The organism is Paraburkholderia bryophila (genome assembly GCF_003269035.1).
GTDB lineage: Bacteria > Pseudomonadota > Gammaproteobacteria > Burkholderiales > Burkholderiaceae > Paraburkholderia > Paraburkholderia bryophila.
Genome location: NZ_QLTK01000029.1, coordinates 1 through 16,384, shown reverse-complemented (window position 1 = coordinate 16,384; position 16,384 = coordinate 1). Strand labels below are relative to the sequence as shown.

General features: G+C 63.9%; 14 protein-coding genes. 4 read left to right on the top strand and 10 right to left on the bottom strand.

Annotated features, from left to right (window positions below):
- Positions 1–38: 38 nt before the first annotated feature.
- From BX591_RS29105 to BX591_RS29085, 5 genes are all read right to left on the bottom strand, one after another.
- Positions 39–230 carry a hypothetical protein gene (locus BX591_RS29105; protein ID WP_111934775.1) on the bottom strand — a complete coding sequence of 64 codons (192 nt, stop codon included), beginning with the start codon at positions 228–230 and terminating at the stop codon, positions 39–41.
- 15 nt (positions 231–245) lie between these two features.
- Positions 246–1,994, bottom strand: a complete 1,749-nt coding sequence (locus tag BX591_RS29100) for an FAD-dependent oxidoreductase (protein WP_111934774.1) — start codon at positions 1,992–1,994, stop codon at positions 246–248.
- Positions 1,995–2,195: 201 nt separating this feature from the next.
- Positions 2,196–4,151 (bottom strand): AI-2E family transporter, encoded by a 1,956-nt coding sequence (locus BX591_RS29095; RefSeq protein ID WP_111934773.1) that lies wholly within the window; start codon positions 4,149–4,151, stop codon positions 2,196–2,198.
- A gap of 236 nt (positions 4,152–4,387) precedes the next feature.
- Complete coding sequence (locus tag BX591_RS29090) at positions 4,388–5,380, bottom strand: asparaginase (protein ID WP_111934772.1); 993 nt, start codon at positions 5,378–5,380, stop codon at positions 4,388–4,390.
- A gap of 158 nt (positions 5,381–5,538) precedes the next feature.
- Positions 5,539–6,630 (bottom strand): GlxA family transcriptional regulator, encoded by a 1,092-nt coding sequence (locus BX591_RS29085; protein ID WP_111934771.1) that lies wholly within the window; start codon positions 6,628–6,630, stop codon positions 5,539–5,541.
- A 343-nt stretch (positions 6,631–6,973) separates the two neighbouring features.
- On the opposite strand from BX591_RS29085, the gene BX591_RS29080 reads away from it, so the two are divergent.
- Positions 6,974–8,098, top strand: a complete 1,125-nt coding sequence (locus BX591_RS29080; protein WP_111934770.1) for a branched-chain amino acid ABC transporter substrate-binding protein — start codon at positions 6,974–6,976, stop codon at positions 8,096–8,098.
- Positions 8,099–8,207: 109 nt separating this feature from the next.
- On the opposite strand, the gene BX591_RS29075 is transcribed toward BX591_RS29080, so the two are convergent.
- Genes BX591_RS29075 through BX591_RS29060 form a run of 4 tightly spaced genes read right to left on the bottom strand, consistent with a single transcriptional unit; the run spans position 8,208 to position 12,050 of the window.
- Positions 8,208–9,422: an acyl-CoA dehydrogenase family protein gene (locus tag BX591_RS29075; RefSeq protein WP_111934769.1), complete on the bottom strand. Its 1,215-nt coding sequence runs from the start codon at positions 9,420–9,422 to the stop codon at positions 8,208–8,210.
- Positions 9,423–9,433: 11 nt separating this feature from the next.
- Entirely contained in the window at positions 9,434–10,435 is a 1,002-nt protein-coding gene (locus BX591_RS29070; protein ID WP_111934768.1) for an NrtA/SsuA/CpmA family ABC transporter substrate-binding protein, read from the bottom strand.
- A gap of 35 nt (positions 10,436–10,470) precedes the next feature.
- Positions 10,471–11,214 carry an ABC transporter ATP-binding protein gene (locus BX591_RS29065; protein ID WP_111934767.1) on the bottom strand — a complete coding sequence of 248 codons (744 nt, stop codon included), beginning with the start codon at positions 11,212–11,214 and terminating at the stop codon, positions 10,471–10,473.
- Positions 11,211–12,050 (bottom strand): ABC transporter permease subunit, encoded by an 840-nt coding sequence (locus tag BX591_RS29060; protein WP_111934766.1) that lies wholly within the window; start codon positions 12,048–12,050, stop codon positions 11,211–11,213. Before BX591_RS29060 ends, BX591_RS29065 begins: the two co-directional genes overlap by 4 nt.
- Positions 12,051–12,401: 351 nt before the next feature.
- On the opposite strand from BX591_RS29060, the gene BX591_RS29055 reads away from it, so the two are divergent.
- The 3 genes from BX591_RS29055 (at position 12,402) to BX591_RS29045 (ending at position 15,415) form a co-directional block, all read left to right on the top strand.
- Positions 12,402–14,204, top strand: coding sequence for an ABC transporter transmembrane domain-containing protein (locus BX591_RS29055; protein ID WP_111934765.1), 1,803 nt, complete (start codon positions 12,402–12,404; stop codon positions 14,202–14,204).
- Between the two features lie 423 nt (positions 14,205–14,627).
- Positions 14,628–14,873, top strand: coding sequence for a hypothetical protein (locus BX591_RS36255; protein WP_146749825.1), 246 nt, complete (start codon positions 14,628–14,630; stop codon positions 14,871–14,873).
- 26 nt (positions 14,874–14,899) lie between these two features.
- Entirely contained in the window at positions 14,900–15,415 is a 516-nt protein-coding gene (locus tag BX591_RS29045) for a GNAT family N-acetyltransferase (RefSeq protein ID WP_176343132.1), read from the top strand.
- A gap of 780 nt (positions 15,416–16,195) precedes the next feature.
- Here BX591_RS29045 and BX591_RS29035 read toward each other — a convergent pair.
- The coding region (locus tag BX591_RS29035; RefSeq protein ID WP_208644755.1) for a lipocalin family protein at positions 16,196–16,384 on the bottom strand (189 nt) is incomplete at its 5' end.

The following is a 16,384-nucleotide window of genomic DNA, read 5'->3' as shown; positions in this document are numbered from 1 at the left end:
CCGCCGCGCATTTCGAATGTGCGGCGGCTTTTTGCGTTTCACGAAGCCGCGACGGACGAGGCAGGTAATCGAGCCGCTTCGATCAACGCCAACGCCCGCTGCGGGTCGTCGAGTTCGGTCACACAGAGCAGCGTGAGGCGGGCGAGATACAGCGACGCACGCGCTTCGCCTTCGATCGTGAGAGTGTTGCAGAGCGTCGTGTAGACGAGGTCGAGATCGCTATCGGTCATGGTGGGTCGCCTGTTTTAGTTGGCTAGCGCGGCGCTCAGCGCGCGCAGCGTGTCGGCCGCGTTGCCGTTGCGCCAGCGCGCAAGCACATGCCCGTCGGGCCGGATCAGATAGACCGTGCCGGGCGTGGCATCGAGCAGGTCGTGCAAGCGGCCGGTGTGATCGCGTGCCTGCGGTGCGGTCGTGGCCGCTGCATCGCTTTTCACCAGCGTGACCACGTTGAACGGGATGCCCTGCGCGGCGAGCGTGTTTTTTATCTGTTGCCACGCGTTATCGTCATCGCTATGGCCGCTTTGCGGATCGACGCCGAAGCGTAAAGCCGTAAAGCAAGGCCCAAGCAAATCCGTCAAATGGATGTCGACGTCCACACCGCCGTTGCGTTCGCTGTTGCGTTTTTTGAGCCGGCATTCGGGCAGCACGCTCCCCGGCGCCGGACCCTTGGTAAACGCGCTCATCGGCTCGGACGTCACGTGATTCAACGGCGACTGCGTATACGCAATGGCATGCGTCTGCCGTGGATTGATCAGCGGCCGCACGGCCGCGTGCTGCGTGGCCAGTCCGAGCACCGCGTTGCGCATCAGATCGAACGCGAACGAAGGCGGCGCCATGAATTCGGTGCTCTTCATGCCATAGCTGAGATTCTCGCGCGCCGCGAACACGCGTTCGTCGCTGTAGCTGTCCAGCAGACGCGGCGCGGCCATGCCGTTGATCACGCAACCGAGTTTCCAGCCGAGATTGTCGGCGTCGTCGATTCCCGAGTTGGCGCCGCGCACGCCGAAGATCGGCACCAGATGCGCGGCGTCGCCCGCGAACAGCACGCAGCCGTGGCGATAGCGTTCCAGCGTCAACGCGTTGGCCTTGTAGACGGTGATCCAGATCGGCGACCAGTCGCCGGTTTCGCCCATCGAATCGAGCACGCTCTGCACGCGCGGCATCACGTTGTCCGGGTGGACGGCGGCGTCCGGGTCCTCGTCGTCGCGAAGCTGGTAGTCGATGCGCCAGACGTTGTCCGGTTGCTTATGGACCAGCACCGTCGACCCCGGATTGGACGGCGGATCGAAATACGCGAGGCGTTCGGTGGCGCGCGCGCTGTTCAGCTCGATATCGACGATCACGTAGCGGCCTTCATACGTGGTGCCGGTCAGCTTGAGGCCGAGCGCCTCGCGAATCGTGCTGCGGCCGCCGTCGCAGGCGACCACCCAGTCGGCGTCCATTTGCCATGCGGCGTCGCCGGTACGCAGATCGAGGGTGGCGCCGCTCGCGCCTTCGTGACCTTGGTGTCGCTCGATAGCCGTCACGCGGGTTTGCCAGCGAATCTCGATCAGATCCGCGTGTCGTTCCACTTCGTCGAGCAGTAACTGTTCGATCTGATATTGCGCGATGTTGATCATCGGCGGCAGCGATTGCTCGTCGTCCTGATGCATGGCGAAGCGGAACACTTCGGCGTCGCGGTAGAAGCTGCGTCCACCGGTCCACGGCAAGCCTTTTCGCAGAAAACCGGGCAGCACGCCGAGGCGCTTGAATATCTCCAGACTACGCCGCGAAATACAGATCGCGCGGCTGCCCGTGCAGACGCCGTCGTCGGCTTCGATCAGCACCGAGCGCACGCCCTGGCGGGCCAGCGCGAGTGCGAGCGTGAGGCCCACGGGGCCGCCGCCGACAATCGCCACGGCACGCCGCAGCGGGTCGCGGCCGTCGACTAGCGGCGGCGGTGTGCCCTCGTAACGGCGCGGCGAAAACGGATAGGGTTTGAAACTGCGGCTCATGCGTGTCTCCTGGTCCTCGAGGCTAAGGATTGCCCGCCGAGGCCGCTTAAGGGCCCTTGGTTCGAAGCGGGGCGAATCGATAGTCGAGTATGAAGGAGGGCGCGTGCCGGGCTGTCCTCATTTTGGGTACAAAAAAACCGCGGGCTGAGCTCATGCTCAACTCGCGGTTTTTCATGCAATCCATTCAACCCACACAGGTAATCAATCCGCCCCGCCCACGTGCGAAGCCTGCCGCGTGTGCTGCGTGCCCGACGCCGCCTGACATTCCTCGATCATGGCGCGGAAGGTCGGCGCCGCGTGCGAAGCGCCGGTCGCGCCTGTCTCCGGCGAGCCCTCCGGCGCGCCGCCCACGCCGACCACCAGCGTCGCGCGTGGCCGCCATTCGCGCGTGCGGCGCAGCATGTTGCGCAGATACGGCGGCGACTCCGGTGCGTCGAGCGAGACGATGCAGATGATCGGCGCGTCCTTGAAGCTCGGTTCGTCGGCGCGCGCGCTGCGATAGCCCGAGTGCGTGGCCATCATCGGTGCGAGGCCGTAGCGGCCGAGCAGCTGCACGGCGACGGCGGTCGTGACTTCGTCGAATGCGCCGCGCCCCGGCACGCACAGCACGGAGGTCTTCTGCGCGTTCATGTGCAACTGCGGATGCTCCGCAATATGGCTGTCGTGCCGCTCGGACAGATCGGCCGACACCGACGCCAGCAACGCACCGGCCGCGTCCGCCGGGTCGGGGCGCGTCATGCGGTCCGGCAAGCCGTCGGCGATTTCCAGGTTCTCGACGATATCGACCAGCGCGTCGTTGATCCGCTGCAACTGGTCCGGCATCAGCACGCCGCGCATCGCGTCGTTGCGGGCGAGTTTGAGGCCTTCGAGCGCGACCTTGTCGTAGTAGTCGATCAGCGACATCTCGCGCAGCAGGCGCTCCGCCTGCACGATTGCTTCATGCGGATCGTCCGCGAGCAGCCGCTGATAAAAGTTCTGCGCGGGCGTCAGCGCGGGCTGATCGCCGAGCAATACGGTGAGGAAGTTCAGCCGGTCGGCGTAACGCCCGAGCGTGACGACGCACAACGTGAGCGGCGTGGACAGCACGAGACCGATCGGCCCCCACAGCCAGCTCCAGAAAATCGCCGCCACCACCACCGCGAGCGGCGACAGTCCCGAGCGATGACCGTACAGCAGCGGTTCGGCGATCTGCCCGGCCACCACGTCGACGACGATGAACAGGATCAGCGTATAGACCGCCATGGTCCATTGCGGCTGAATCGCGGCGGCGAGAAACACCGCGAGGATCGCCGCGATCCAGATGCCGATATACGGCACGAAACGCAGCAGCGCGGCGATCACGCCGAACAGCAGCGCGCCCGGCACACCGATGATCGCCAGCCCGATGGCGATCGTGCCGCCCGCGCTGAGATTCACCCCCAGTTGCGCGACGAAGTAGCGGCTCAATCGCCCGGCGGCGTCGTTGATCGCGGTGGTGGTGCGGTGCAGATCGCGCGAGCCGAACAGGCTGATCAGCCGGTCGCGCAGGTCCTCGCGCTGCAGCAGGATAAAGATCGTCACCACCAGCACGATGAAGGTGGTTTCGATCGGCGCGATAGCCGGCGACAGCGCGCGTTGCGCGAGTTGCATCGGCGTGGGCGAGGGCTCGTGGACTTCGACCGGCGTCGGCACTGGCGGCGCATTGCGTGCGGCGCGTCCGGTCAGACGCGGCGGGCTCGGTTTGGTTGGCGCGACCCGTTGCAAGGTCGCGGCGGCGCGGCTCATCAGCGAATCGGCGCGGCCGACGGTTTTCTCCTGCACCGTTTCGATCTTCTGTTCGATCGCCACCTGGTACTGCGGCAGATCGCCGGCGAGTTGCACCAGTTGCGCGGTGATCAGCCCGCCGACCGCGAGCAAGCTGGCGAGCGCGAACAGCACCGCGATAAAGATCGACGGCAGATGCCCCATATGCAGCCGCCGCAACATTTGCACGAGCGGGGCGAGCAGGAAACTAAGTAGCACCGACAGCGTGATCGGAATCAGCACCTCGCGCGCGAAGTAAAGCCCACACACCACCACCACGCCGGTGATCACCGAGGCGAGGCCATGCAGACTGGGCGTGCCCGGCGGGTAAACGCGGTTCGGCCGCCTCTGCGGCGGCGGTAACGATATTTTCATGAGCACACTTTCCGGTTGAGGAGCGCTGTCGTTTTATGCGTGGCCGCGTGTGGATACAACGAGGTCGTGCAGGCAGAACGGCAGAGCAAACCTTATGCCCGGATTGTAGGCGCTTTGGTGGGGTGGCGGCCGGTTGGAGGCGTTTGCCTTCGCGGCATGGGCGAACCCGTGACCAAACGGCCCGGCTCTGGAGCGTGGCGGCGCGCGCCAGTCGCGCCGCACCGGGTTCGCCCGTTTCAGTAACGCTCGAAAACAGCCTGCAACGCTTCCTGATCGCCGGTTTGCGTCAAGGCCAGCGTCAGAAGTAGGCGGGCTTTCTGCGGCGCCTGATCGTCGACCGTGAGCCAGCCGAATTCGTCGTCGGGTTGCGCGCCGTTGTGCAGCACAACGCCGCTGCCCGTGCGCGACGCGCGGACCACGTGGACCCCGCGCCTTGCCGCCACCCGCAACGGATTGATCAGATGGCCGGCAACATTGCCGTTGCCGGTCCCCGCATAGATCAGCCCGCGCGCGTTCGCAGCGATCGCGTCGAGGGCGTCCGCGTCGAGCGCGCCGTACGCGTAGACAATGTCGACCTTGGGCAAGGTGTCGAGCGTATCGATCGACCACGGTGTGTCGAGCGTATGGGCGCGCGCCGGCCTGCGGTAATAGCGCGGCACTCCTTCGATCACCACCCCCAGCGCACCGTAGGGCGAGCGGAACGCGTCGAGCTTGAAACTGTTGCTCTTGACGACGTCGCGCGCCGTGTGGATCTCGTTGTTGGCCACCACCAGCGTACCGAGTCCGCGCGACGATGGATGCGCGGCGACCGCCAACGCATCGTATAAATTCAGCGCCGCGTCCGAACTCATCGCCGAGGGTGGCCGCATCGAGCCGACCACCACCACCGGTTTCGCGCTCTTGAGCGTCAGATGCAGGAAGTAGGAGGTTTCCTCGATCGTATCGGTGCCGTGCGTGACCACCACGCCATCCACATCGTCTCGTGCGAGCAGTTCGGCGACGCGGCGGCCGATCGCCAGCAGATGGGCGTTATTGAAATTCTCGGAGCCGGTCTGCAGTAACTGTTCCGCACGCAGATTCGCCAGGTTAGTCACGTGGGGAATCGCGCCGAGTATCTCGTCGATGCCGAGCACGGAGCACAGATACGAGGACGTATTGACGCTGGCTTTGCCCTGGCCGGCGATGGTGCCGCCGGTGCCGATCACCACGAGATTGGCTTTTGCTGTCATGCGGGTTCGATCAGGTTGGGAGGACAAGGCCTGAATGTACGGCGCGTCTCGGGCCGAGGCATTGCATCGATCTGCCGGAAAGTAGAAGAAACGCGGCAGCCACCGAGCAGCGACCGAGTGCGTAGTGATGCGACGCGCGGGTCGCGGCCCTGGAAAACTCAGGCCGTGACGGCGCCGCGCGAGGTACGCAGCTTGCCGGGCGTCACGCCATAGGCCTCGCGAAATACGCGGATGAAATGCGCCGAATCCGCGAAGCCGCATTCGTAGGCGATGTCGGTGATCTTGCGCGCCGTGTTGACGAGCATCCAGCGTGCGTAGCGCAGCCGCATCCGGCGATAGAACTCGTTGGGCGACGCGTCCATCTCAGCCATGAACGCGCGTTCGAGATTGCGCACGCTGGTGCCGATCATCTTCGCGATGACGGCGATATTCAGCGGCGCTTCCAGATTCTCTTCCATGAGTAGCACCGCGTGACGCACGGTCGCGTCCTCGACCGACAGATATCCCAGCGCGGCGCGCCGCTCGACGAACGACGAGCCGCCCTGGCGGCTGACTGTCATCTGATGAATCACCTTCGACGCGCGGTCCGGGCCGCAATGCAAACTGATCAGACGCGCAGCCAGTTCGACCACGGAAATGCCGCCTGCGCAGGTGATCCGGTCGCCATCGATCAGATAGTCGGCATGCGTGATGACGCGCAGCGTCGGGAACATGCGTTTGTAGTCGTCGAGATGAAAGCTGTGCACGCAGGCGACGCGGTCCTCCAGCAGGCCGGCACGCGCCAGCACGAAGCTGCCGGTACACATGCCGACCAGTGGAATGCCCGCCTGAGCGGCGCGTTGCAGATAGTCCCAGTAGCGCCGGTCGACCTGCTCCAGATGCGGCAGCAGTCCACCGATCACGACCACGTAGTCGAATTGCGCGACGTCCGGAAACGCCGACTGCACCTGCACGGGGATGCCGCAACTCGCCTCGACCGCTTCGGCTTGAACCCCGACGATCGTCCACAGGCAGCGCAACTGGCGGCTCTGGTCGCCACGGTCCGCGGCGTGGCGCAGCGCGTCGCACAAGCCGGCGAGCGACAACATCGGGAAGCGCGGCCACAACAGAATGGCGACGCTCAATTCCGCCTCGGAACGGCTCGGGCGTGTTTGCGGCGTGCGCGGCAACGTGTCCAGTTGCTCGACCAGCGCATGCGCCGAGGGCCCGGCGGGCACGGAAACAGAGGGGGCGGAGCGGGCAGTCGGCATGCGCGAACTCGAGGGCGGTGTGGGCCGATTATACGGGGACGTGCCGCGGATTCGTGCGCTCCCTGGCTGACGCAATTCTTCTATTTTCCGGCAGATCGATGCAATGCCCGCGCATTCTGGCTGCATAAATTTGGAACCGCTGACGAACGACGCGGCGCCGCGAGCGGCGAGCGATCACACGAAGGCGGCAAGACCGGCCGTGTGCAGTCGCGTGCGACCGGTGTATCAAATCGGCAATCGACGGACGGCGAACCGCACTCGGCGCCGCTGGTTTGTCGCGGCCGACCACCACTCACTACTATTCGGGTGAAGCATGAGCAAACGTACAGCCTTGGGTCGCGGCATGGCGACTGTCGGTATTCTGGGGAGCCTCGCGGTGGCTGCGGTTGGCGTCGCCCGTGCCGACGAGATGGTGAAGATCGGCGAGGCCGCGCCCGTCACGGGGCCGGCCTCGTATCTGGGGAAGGACACGGAAAACGGTGCGCGTCTGGCGATCGAGGAAGCCAATCAGGCGGGCCTCGTGATCGGCGGCAAGAAGGTCACGCTGGTGTTCGACGCGCAGGACGATGCGGGCGATCCGCGTCAGGCGACCCAGGTCGCGCAGAAGCTGGTGGACGACAAGGTGGTCGCGGTGGTCGGACACATGCAGTCCGGTTCGACGATTCCCGCTTCAAAAATCTACAACGACGCCGGCGTCGTGCAGGTGTCGCCGTCCGCGACCAATCCGGCCTACACGCTGCAAGGATTCAAGACCGCCTACCGCGTGGTCGCCACCGACGCGCAGCAGGGCCCGACGCTTGCCGACTACGCGGCGAAAACGCTGAAGGTGAAGACCGTGGCAATCGTCGACGATTCGACCGCGTACGGCCAGGGGCTGGCGGTCGAGTTCGAGAAGCAGGCGAAGGCGAACGGCATCACGGTGTTATCGCACGACGCGAGCACCGACAAGGCCGTCGATTTCCGCGCGATTCTCACGAAGATCAAAGGCGAGAGGCCCGACGCGATCATGTACGGTGGACTCGACGGCACCGGCGGCCCGTTCGCGAAGCAGGCGAAGCAACTCGGCATCGCGGTGAAAGTGCTGGCCGGCGACGGTCTGTGCGCGGACGATCTCGCCAAGCTCGCGGGCGACGCCGCCGACAACGTGATCTGCTCGATTGCCGGCGCACCGTTGCTGAAAATGGCCGACGGTCCGGCCTTCGTCGAACGCTACAAGAAACGCTTTGGCTACGCGCCGGTGCTGAATTCGCCGTTCGCGTACGACGCGGTCGGCGTGATCGTCGCGGCAATGAAGCGCGCGCAATCGACCGACTCCGCGAAGATTCTCGCCGCGATGCCGGCCACCGATTACCAGGGCGTGCTGGGCGAAACGCAGTTCGATTCGAAAGGCGATCTGCGGCATGGCGTGATTTCGCTGTACAAATACGTCGGCGGGAAACAGGCGTTGCTGGGCGTGGTGGAGAAGTAGGCGAAGGCCCGCCGCGCTCCGCGGGCCTTAATACGTTTGCGTCACTTGCATATCCCTGGAAATTGGAAGGACGCGCGCGTGGGCAGGGTTATCAAGGCGATCAGGGCGATCAGAAGAACGCGCCCGTCGGCGGAAGCTGGCCGGTCAACAGGTTTTGCCCGAGCAATCGCTCCTTGTACAGGCGAGGATTGTGCGAAGCAATCACCTTGATATTGCGCCAATGCCGGTCTAGTGCGCCCACGCGCGACACCACCGAACCCGACCCGAGATCGATCAGCCAACTGGCGATCTGCGGCGCGAGATCGTCGACCACAACCTTGGCTTCCGCCGCCGCGAGCGTGGCGGCAAGCGTGGCGTCGTATTCGTCGGCGGTTCCGTAGCGATCCCACGCATGCTGCAGCGCTGCCACCGCGCGATCGACGCTTGCCTCCACGCTGGCGGCATAGGCGCGAATCCGGCCCAGCAGCGTTTGCAGCACCGGCTCGTCGGTGGGATGCGCGGCGTCGCCGTGATAGAAGTTGCGGCCACGTGCACGCAACACCTCGACGGCGTCCAACATGACCCGCCGCACGATACCCGCGATGCAGTTCGTCAGATAGACCTGGTGAAACGTGTAGCCCCAAGGCGCGGCCTTGTCGGGGCGCGGCGGATCGGCCGGGTAGACGTGCGCCGCGGGCACGCTCACGGCGTCGAACTTTGCCGTGCCCGAGCCCGTCAGACGCTGACCGAAACCTTGCCAGCCATCGTCGTTGCGGACGCCTTCGCCGCGTTCGAGAACGTATTGCACCGTTTTGCCTGCGCGGCTTTCGACCGCGAGGCCAACGAACGCATCGTTGTACAGGTTGCCGGTCGCGTAGACCTTCTCGCCTGAACCGATATACGCGCGCCGTGCCTCGTCCCATTCAAGCTGGCTCAATACCCGGCTCGGCCGCGCGCCGGCCGCCACGGCGTCGGTGTCGGCGAAACTGAGGCCGATGGTTTTCTTCTGGCCCGTCAGTTCGAGAACGTGGGCATGGAATGGATCATCGCGTCGTCTGAGCGCCGCTTCGACTTGCCACAGATGATTGCGAAAAGCATGCGCGATATTCGAATCCGCCGCCGCGATGTCGCGCGCTACGACGAACAACTCGCTCAACGACACGCCGAGGCCGCCCGCATCGGCCGGCAAGCGCAGCGCGCCGAAGCCGAGCGCTTTGAGCTGCGCGATTTCCTCGTGCGGCAAACGTTGATCGCGTTCCCGCTCCGCCGCGCTCGCGGCGATATGCGCGAGGGTTCCGGCCAAGCCGAGCGTTGCCGACAAGGGCGAGACGAGTGAGGTAGCCATGGTGTCTCCCCTCAAACCTTCACGCTGTAATCCGCGACCTTGATTCGCGCGTTGATGATCTTGCGGTCCGCGAGCCAGTCGGCGGCGCGCTGGAATTGCGCGATGAACGCGGCGTCGTCCGGTTCGTGGAATTGATTCACGCGTTTCAGGCTCGTCAGGTAGTCGCGCACCTGATCCGGATATTTGGCTTGCCGCTGCACCAGTTGTTCGGATTCGGCCGGATGCGCGGACTGCCAGGCGCCTTCCACGTAGTACGCGTCGATCACCGCGCGGACCAGTTCGGCATTCTCTTCGGTGAATTTTCGGCGCGACACGAGTGAGCTGTAATCGATCAGGAAGTCGAGGTCGCGCCCTTCGTTGAAAATGTCTTTGGCGTTGTTGGCGTAGCGTGAGATATCCACGGCCGGTGACCACATCGACCACGCGTCGACTACGCCTTGTGCAAATGCCGGCGCGGCATCGGGCGGATTCAGATAGACGAACTCGACCTTGCTGCGGTCGACGTGATGCTTTTCCAGCGCGGCGATCAGCAGGAACTCACCGAGTCCCGAGCGGTTGACCGCGACCTTGCGGCCCGCGAGATCGGCCACCGAATTGATACCGCTCGATTTCTTCACGATGATCGCGGTCGAGCGCGGCGAATAGATATCGAACGCATTGAACACGAGCGGCGAGCCGGCCAGCATGGCGGCGAGTGCCGGCGTCGTCGATCCCCAGAAACCGAAATCGGCGCTGCCGCCCACGACCGCCTGAATCGACGGCGCGTGATTCGGGAACGGCCCGATCCATTCGACCTTGATGCCCTTGGCCGCGAGTGTCCTGTCGAACACACCGCGCTGCCGGGCGATGTCCGGCAGCGCGCCGTATCCCCAGCCGACGCGAACCGTGTCGGTGTTGCGAGTGAGCTTGCGCGGCTCGGCGGCGCGAGCCGGAAACAGGCTGCCGGCGGCGCCGGCCAGCAGGCCACCCGCCGCGCGCAACAGTTGGCGGCGGCTCAGCGGAGAATCGTTCATTCTTGTCAGGTCCTTGGAGTCAGGCAGAAAAGCGTTCAGAGAGACTGAACGCCGAGTGCTTCGAGCAGAATCGGCCGCAGTGCCTGCGGCGTGGTATTTTTGGGTTGGAAGGAAGCCGCAATGCGGCCCGCGCGCATCACCAGAATCGTGTCGGCGAGCGTGAGCGCTTCGTCCACGTCGTGAGTCACCAGCAGCACGCCGGGGTGATGGCGCGCGACGAGTTCCTTGACGAGCCCGTGCATCTTGATCCGCGTGAGGGCGTCGAGCGCCGCGAACGGTTCGTCGAGCAGCAGCAAGGCGGGATCGCGCACTAAGCCGCGCGCCAGCGCCACACGCTGCGCCTGACCGCCAGAGAGGTTACGCGGCCAGTCGTCTTCGCGGCCGGACAGCCCGACTTCGGCCAACGCGCGCGCTGCTCCGGCGCGGCCGACTGTCGTTTCATGGCCGAGCGCGACGTTTTCCCATAGCGTCGCCCATGGCAGCAACCGGTGCTCCTGGAACACCACGGAAGGCCGTTCGGGCGCGCGGATCTGGCCGGCGTCGGGCCGATCGAGACCGGCCAGCGCACGCAACAGGGTGGTTTTGCCACAGCCGCTTTCGCCGAGCAGCGCGATGAATTCACCTTTGCGGATGTCGAGATCCAGCGCATCGATCACGACACGGTTGCCGTAGCGGCGCTGCAGGCCGCGCACCGAGACGGCGAGCGGCGAGCGGCTCACGGGTTGCTCGATGAATGCGGGAACCGCGGCATCCAGCGGGTGGGCGAGGGTGGCGGTCATGGCTGTGCTCCCCGCGCGTAATTCGCGTGCCATGAGAGGTAATGCGCTTCGAGCAGCCGCACCAGCGCGTCCGCAACGACGCCGATGATCGCGTAGATGACGATGGTTAGCACAATGACATGGGTCTGGAGGAATTCGCGGGCATCCATCGCCAGAAAGCCGATGCCTTTCGTGGTCGCAAGTGTTTCGGCGATGACGAGCGCGAGCCACGCGTGGGCGAGTGCATAACGCACGCCCGTCAGGATCGACGGCATCGCGCCCGGTAGAACGATTCGTCGCACGATCGCGCTCCAGTCGAGGCCGATGACCTTCGCGAGCTCCATCAGTTTCGGATCGATCTGGCGAATCCCGAGCATGGTGTTGATATACATCGGAAACAGCACCGCGAGCGCGACCAGAAAGATTTTTGCCACTTCACCGACACCGAACCAGACGATGACGAGCGGCAGCATCGCGAGAAAAGGGACCGCGCGCACCATCTGGACCGAGCGATCCAGCAGCGCCTGCGCAAGCGGCGAGAAACCGACCAGCACGCCGAGCGCGAGTCCGATGCTTCCACCGATTGCAAAGCCCGTAGCGGCCCGCAACAGCGAAACGCCGAGGTGGACGAAGAGCTCCCCGCTTCTGGCCAACTCCAGTGCGGTGGCCGCGACGCTGCTCGGAGCGGGCAGAACCTGAGGGGCGATCAGTCCGAGCTGGGCGGCGACTTGCCAAAGCACCAGCACGAGCGCGGGCACCAGCCACGACAGCCACCTGTAGAGCGTGCCTTTCGAAACCCCGAGGTAGAGCCGGGTCGAAGCAACATAGCCGTTGCGGGAATAAGTGACGTCAGCCATGCCGATTCCAGATTAGCGAGGAAAAAGGACTGCTCCGGGAAGGAGTCAGCACAGGTCGAACCACCTCAGGGCGGAGGCATGTGCCCTGCGATCCGGATAGCGAACCGATCTGCAAAGGACGGTGCCTCGCGAAGGCGAGCCTGTTATTAAAGGCCGGCGGATAGGGCGGGGACAAACACTTATTTATGCTTTGCTTTTTAGTTATGACGCATAGCTTGCCGTTGGCGATTTCTTGCTGGTGATGACCCGATCGTTGCAACGAGGGCGACGTTTCTGTCCGCGAGTTCGCAACAGTTTCATCGGTGCTGGCACAATCGGATGATTTCTTCTGAGATCCGCTTGGGGACCCTCATGTCAGACGCTGTCGCGCGCCCGGTCCGTATCGGCCCGCTGTTCTCGCTGTTGCCCTTCCTGCGGCCCTATGCCGGGCGCTGGGCATTGGCGTTCCTTGCGCTGGTGACGTCGGCGGGCGCGACCCTGCTGTTGCCCGTGGCGTTCAAATATCTGATCGATCACGGCTTCGCCGCGGGCGACCGCACGCATATCGATCGCTACTTCCTCGCGCTGTCTGGCGTGTCGCTGGTGCTTGCCGGCGCCACGGCGCTGCGTTTTTACCTCGTCTCGTGGCTGGGCGAGCGCGTCACGGCCGATTTGCGGCGCGCGGTCTACGACCACGTGCTCGAGATGAGCCCGCAATTCTTCGAGACCACGCAGACCGGCGAGGTGCTGTCGAGACTCACCACGGACACCACCTTGATCCAGACCGTGGTGGGGACCAGCCTGTCGCTGGGCTTGCGCAACTTCTTTCTGCTGACCGGCGGCGTGGCGATGCTGGCTGTCACCAGTCCGGTGCTGTCCGGCTACATCATCGCGACGCTGATCGTGGTGGTGGCGCCCATCGTTATTTTCGGTCGACGTGTGCGGCGGCTCTCGCGTGCCAGCCAGGACAAGGTAGCGAGCGCCAGCGCGCTGGCCGGCGAGGTGCTCAACGCGATGCCGACCGTGCAGTCGTACACGCAGGGCCCGTACGAGGCGCGGCGCTTTGCGGGGGCGGTGGAAACGGCCTTCGAGACGGCCCTGACGCGGATTCGGGCGCGCGCGTGGTTGACCGCTGTCGTGATCGTGCTGGTGTTCACGGCGATCGTGTTCGTGTTGTGGCTCGGCGCGCAAGCCGTGCTGGCCGGGCGCATGACGGCGGGGCAATTGTCGCAGTTCATTCTTTACGCGGTGTTCACCGCCGGCGCGGTGGGCGCTGTCGCCGAAGTCTGGGGCGATCTGCAGCGGGCGGCCGGCGCGACCGAACGTCTGCTGCAACTGCTGGCGGCGCGCTCGCCGGTGGTGGAGGCGCGGACCACGGTTGCGTTGCCTGCGCGTGGCGACGGTATCCGGTTCGAGAACATCGGCTTTTCGTATCCGTCGCGTCCCGGCATTGCCGCGCTTTCCGGCCTCTCACTCGATGTTCGCGCGGGCGAGCATGTTGCGTTGGTGGGACCCTCCGGCGCCGGCAAAACCACGCTGTTTCAACTGCTGCTGCGCTTTTACGATCCGCAGACCGGCAGCATTCTGATCAACGGCGTTCCGACGCAGCAAGTGCCGCTGGTCGAGTTGCGCAGGGCCATCGGGGTCGTGCTGCAGGAGTCGGTGATCTTTTCGGGGAGTGTGCTCGACAACATCCGCTACGGAGCGCCCGACGCCACGCTCGCGGAAGTGCGGCGCGCGGCCGACATGGCGGCGGCAGCGGGCTTCATCGAAGAACTGCCGCAGGGCTACGACACGTTCCTCGGCGAACGCGGCGTGCGTTTGTCGGGTGGACAGCGTCAACGTATTGCGATCGCGCGGGCAATTCTGAAGAACCCGCCGATTTTGCTGCTGGACGAAGCGACCAGTGCGCTCGACGCCGCAAGCGAAAGGCTCGTGCAAACGGCGCTGGATAACGCCGCCCAGAATCGCACGACACTGGTTATCGCGCACCGTCTTGCGACTGTGCAGCAGGCGGACCGGATTATCGTTCTCGAGCAAGGGCGTATCGTCGCGCAAGGTCGGCACGCCGATCTTCTGCTTGGCTCGCCGTTGTATGCGCAGCTTGCTGCGTTGCAGTTTGGTGAGCATCAAGGGCAGGGTGGGGTGGTGCGCGATCAGGTGGGTTTTGCGTGAGGGGAATAGGCCGCAAGGGGGATGTCTGAGTCGCCGGGAATCGGACGATATGAATTTTTTCCAGCGTTAAGGGGCATGTCGTTCCGGCGTGCCTGTCGATTCCGAAACGAAGTCCATTCGGTATTTCAAAAGAAATGAAATGCCGGCACTGGCGCTGCCGTCTCCGGAAGACGACCCGTTTCGCATATTCTGAAGACGTTGGCGTGTGGGCTCGCTCGCGGTTTGATTGAGCTTTCGGGATCGCCTATTTACGGGTACTCGACAAGCGGTCCAGAAATGCCGACAATTCGGTCCGGTCGGATAGATCGGCGAAGTTATCGGAATAATTTTGGAATTCATAGCGCATATATGACGCCGGCATGGTTCCGCTCAGTAACTCGATGAGACGCACCTGTACCGTTGATTAAATACACGGTTCGGCGAATGAGCTTTCTTTCACAGGTTGAAATTCAGATGACAAAAAGTACGCTGCATTCGATTTGTGGTTTAACAGGGTCTGCTGTGTTTAGCCTCGCCGGTCTCTGGATTGCTTCGGGGGCGGCGCCGGCGTATGCGTCGCTTTTTGATCGTGCTGGCGGAGCGACGCTCGCCGTATTCTTTATTTGGGTGGCATGTACTTATGTGGTAAAGCTCCGGGGCGATTGGGGGTCGTGGGTGCAGGTGAAGTGATTTTTTGTGGCGACGATCAGGAGAGCATGTTGCAGCCCGTATTCGAAACTCAACGCCTGATTCTGCTGCCACGCACGCTGGCTGATACAGACGATTGTCTCGCCATGGATAGTGATCCGGAGGTGACGCGGTTTGTGGCTGGTCCTTGGGGGGATCGTGTGAAGCATCGAGCGTTCGTCGAGTCGCGCACCCTTGCCGATTACCCTGTGGGGATGGGTTATTGGACGATCAGATTGCGTGCTGACCCAACCGAGTTTTTGGGGTGGATTCTTTTGATTCCCACCGATGCTTCAGGAGCCGAGATCGAAATCGGATGGCGCTTGCCACGAAAAATCTGGGGCTCAGGTATCGCGACGGAAGCGGCTCGGCCGGTGCTTCAGCATGCCTTCGCCACGCTGGCGTTACCCGAAGTCGTGGCGGAGATCGATGCGAGGAATCTTGGTTCGATGCGGGTCGCTGAGAAGCTTGGGTTGGTGCGTCGCGGGGAGGTTGGTCATGAGGGGGCGGTCAGTGTCCGATGTACGGTGCTGCGTCCGTGTTAGCTATCGCGCGGCTTCTTGCACGGGCGGATGGATTTCGTAGTATCGAGCCGTAGCTGCGGCCGCAAGGGTTTTCTGATTGTCAGTTAAGATACGGACGAATTACACACTGTGATCCTTCGCACTGCAGTCGTAGGGTTGAGATCGCCGGAACGACCGTTGTGTCCGATATCCTGCAGAACAAACCAGTGACCCGAAACGGCCGTTGTGCTGTGGAAGTGGCCCTTGAGAGGGACGGCGAGGGAGGACCGTTGTGCGGGCGAGACTCAGGCAGATCAAGGAGGCGCTACGGAAGCGCATGCACGAACCGATTCCAGTACAAGGGCATTGGCTCAGGCAGGTGGTTCGCGGATACTTTGCGTATCATGCGGTGCCCACCAACGCACGGGCACTCGTCGCATTCCGACATCACGTCACCGATCTATGGCGGCGCACGCTCCGGCGGCGCAGTCAGAAGGACGCCATGACGTGGGAGCGAATGAGACGAATCGTCAATGCCTGGCTTCCGCCCCCTCGAATCCTTCATCCGTGGCCTGATCGGCGCTTCGCCGTCAAACACCCGAGGTAGGAGCCCGGTGCCCGAATTGGGCACGCCGGGATCTGTGCGGGGGGTGCTCAGTAATGGGCATCCCTACCGCGATCCTAGGCCGAATCCGGCGACTACTGGTGCGAGGTGCTGCCCGTAGCCGGTGCGAGACATTCGTCAGTCGAACATGGCCGCAGATATTCCATTCCGCTTGTCTCGCGTGCGTTGACGCAACTGGTACCGTAACGGCGTCAGCTTCAATACGATCTACTCTGCTTCGTTACCCTGACGAGAGACCAATCGTAACCAAGCGCTCTCACGCGAGCCGCCAGACTGGCCAGGACTTCAGGCGCCGGGTGTGCTGTGCGCGTCAGTACCCATAGGTAGCGACCCGACGGCTCGCCGACGATCGTCCAATCATAATCGTCGCCATGGTCCAGCACCCA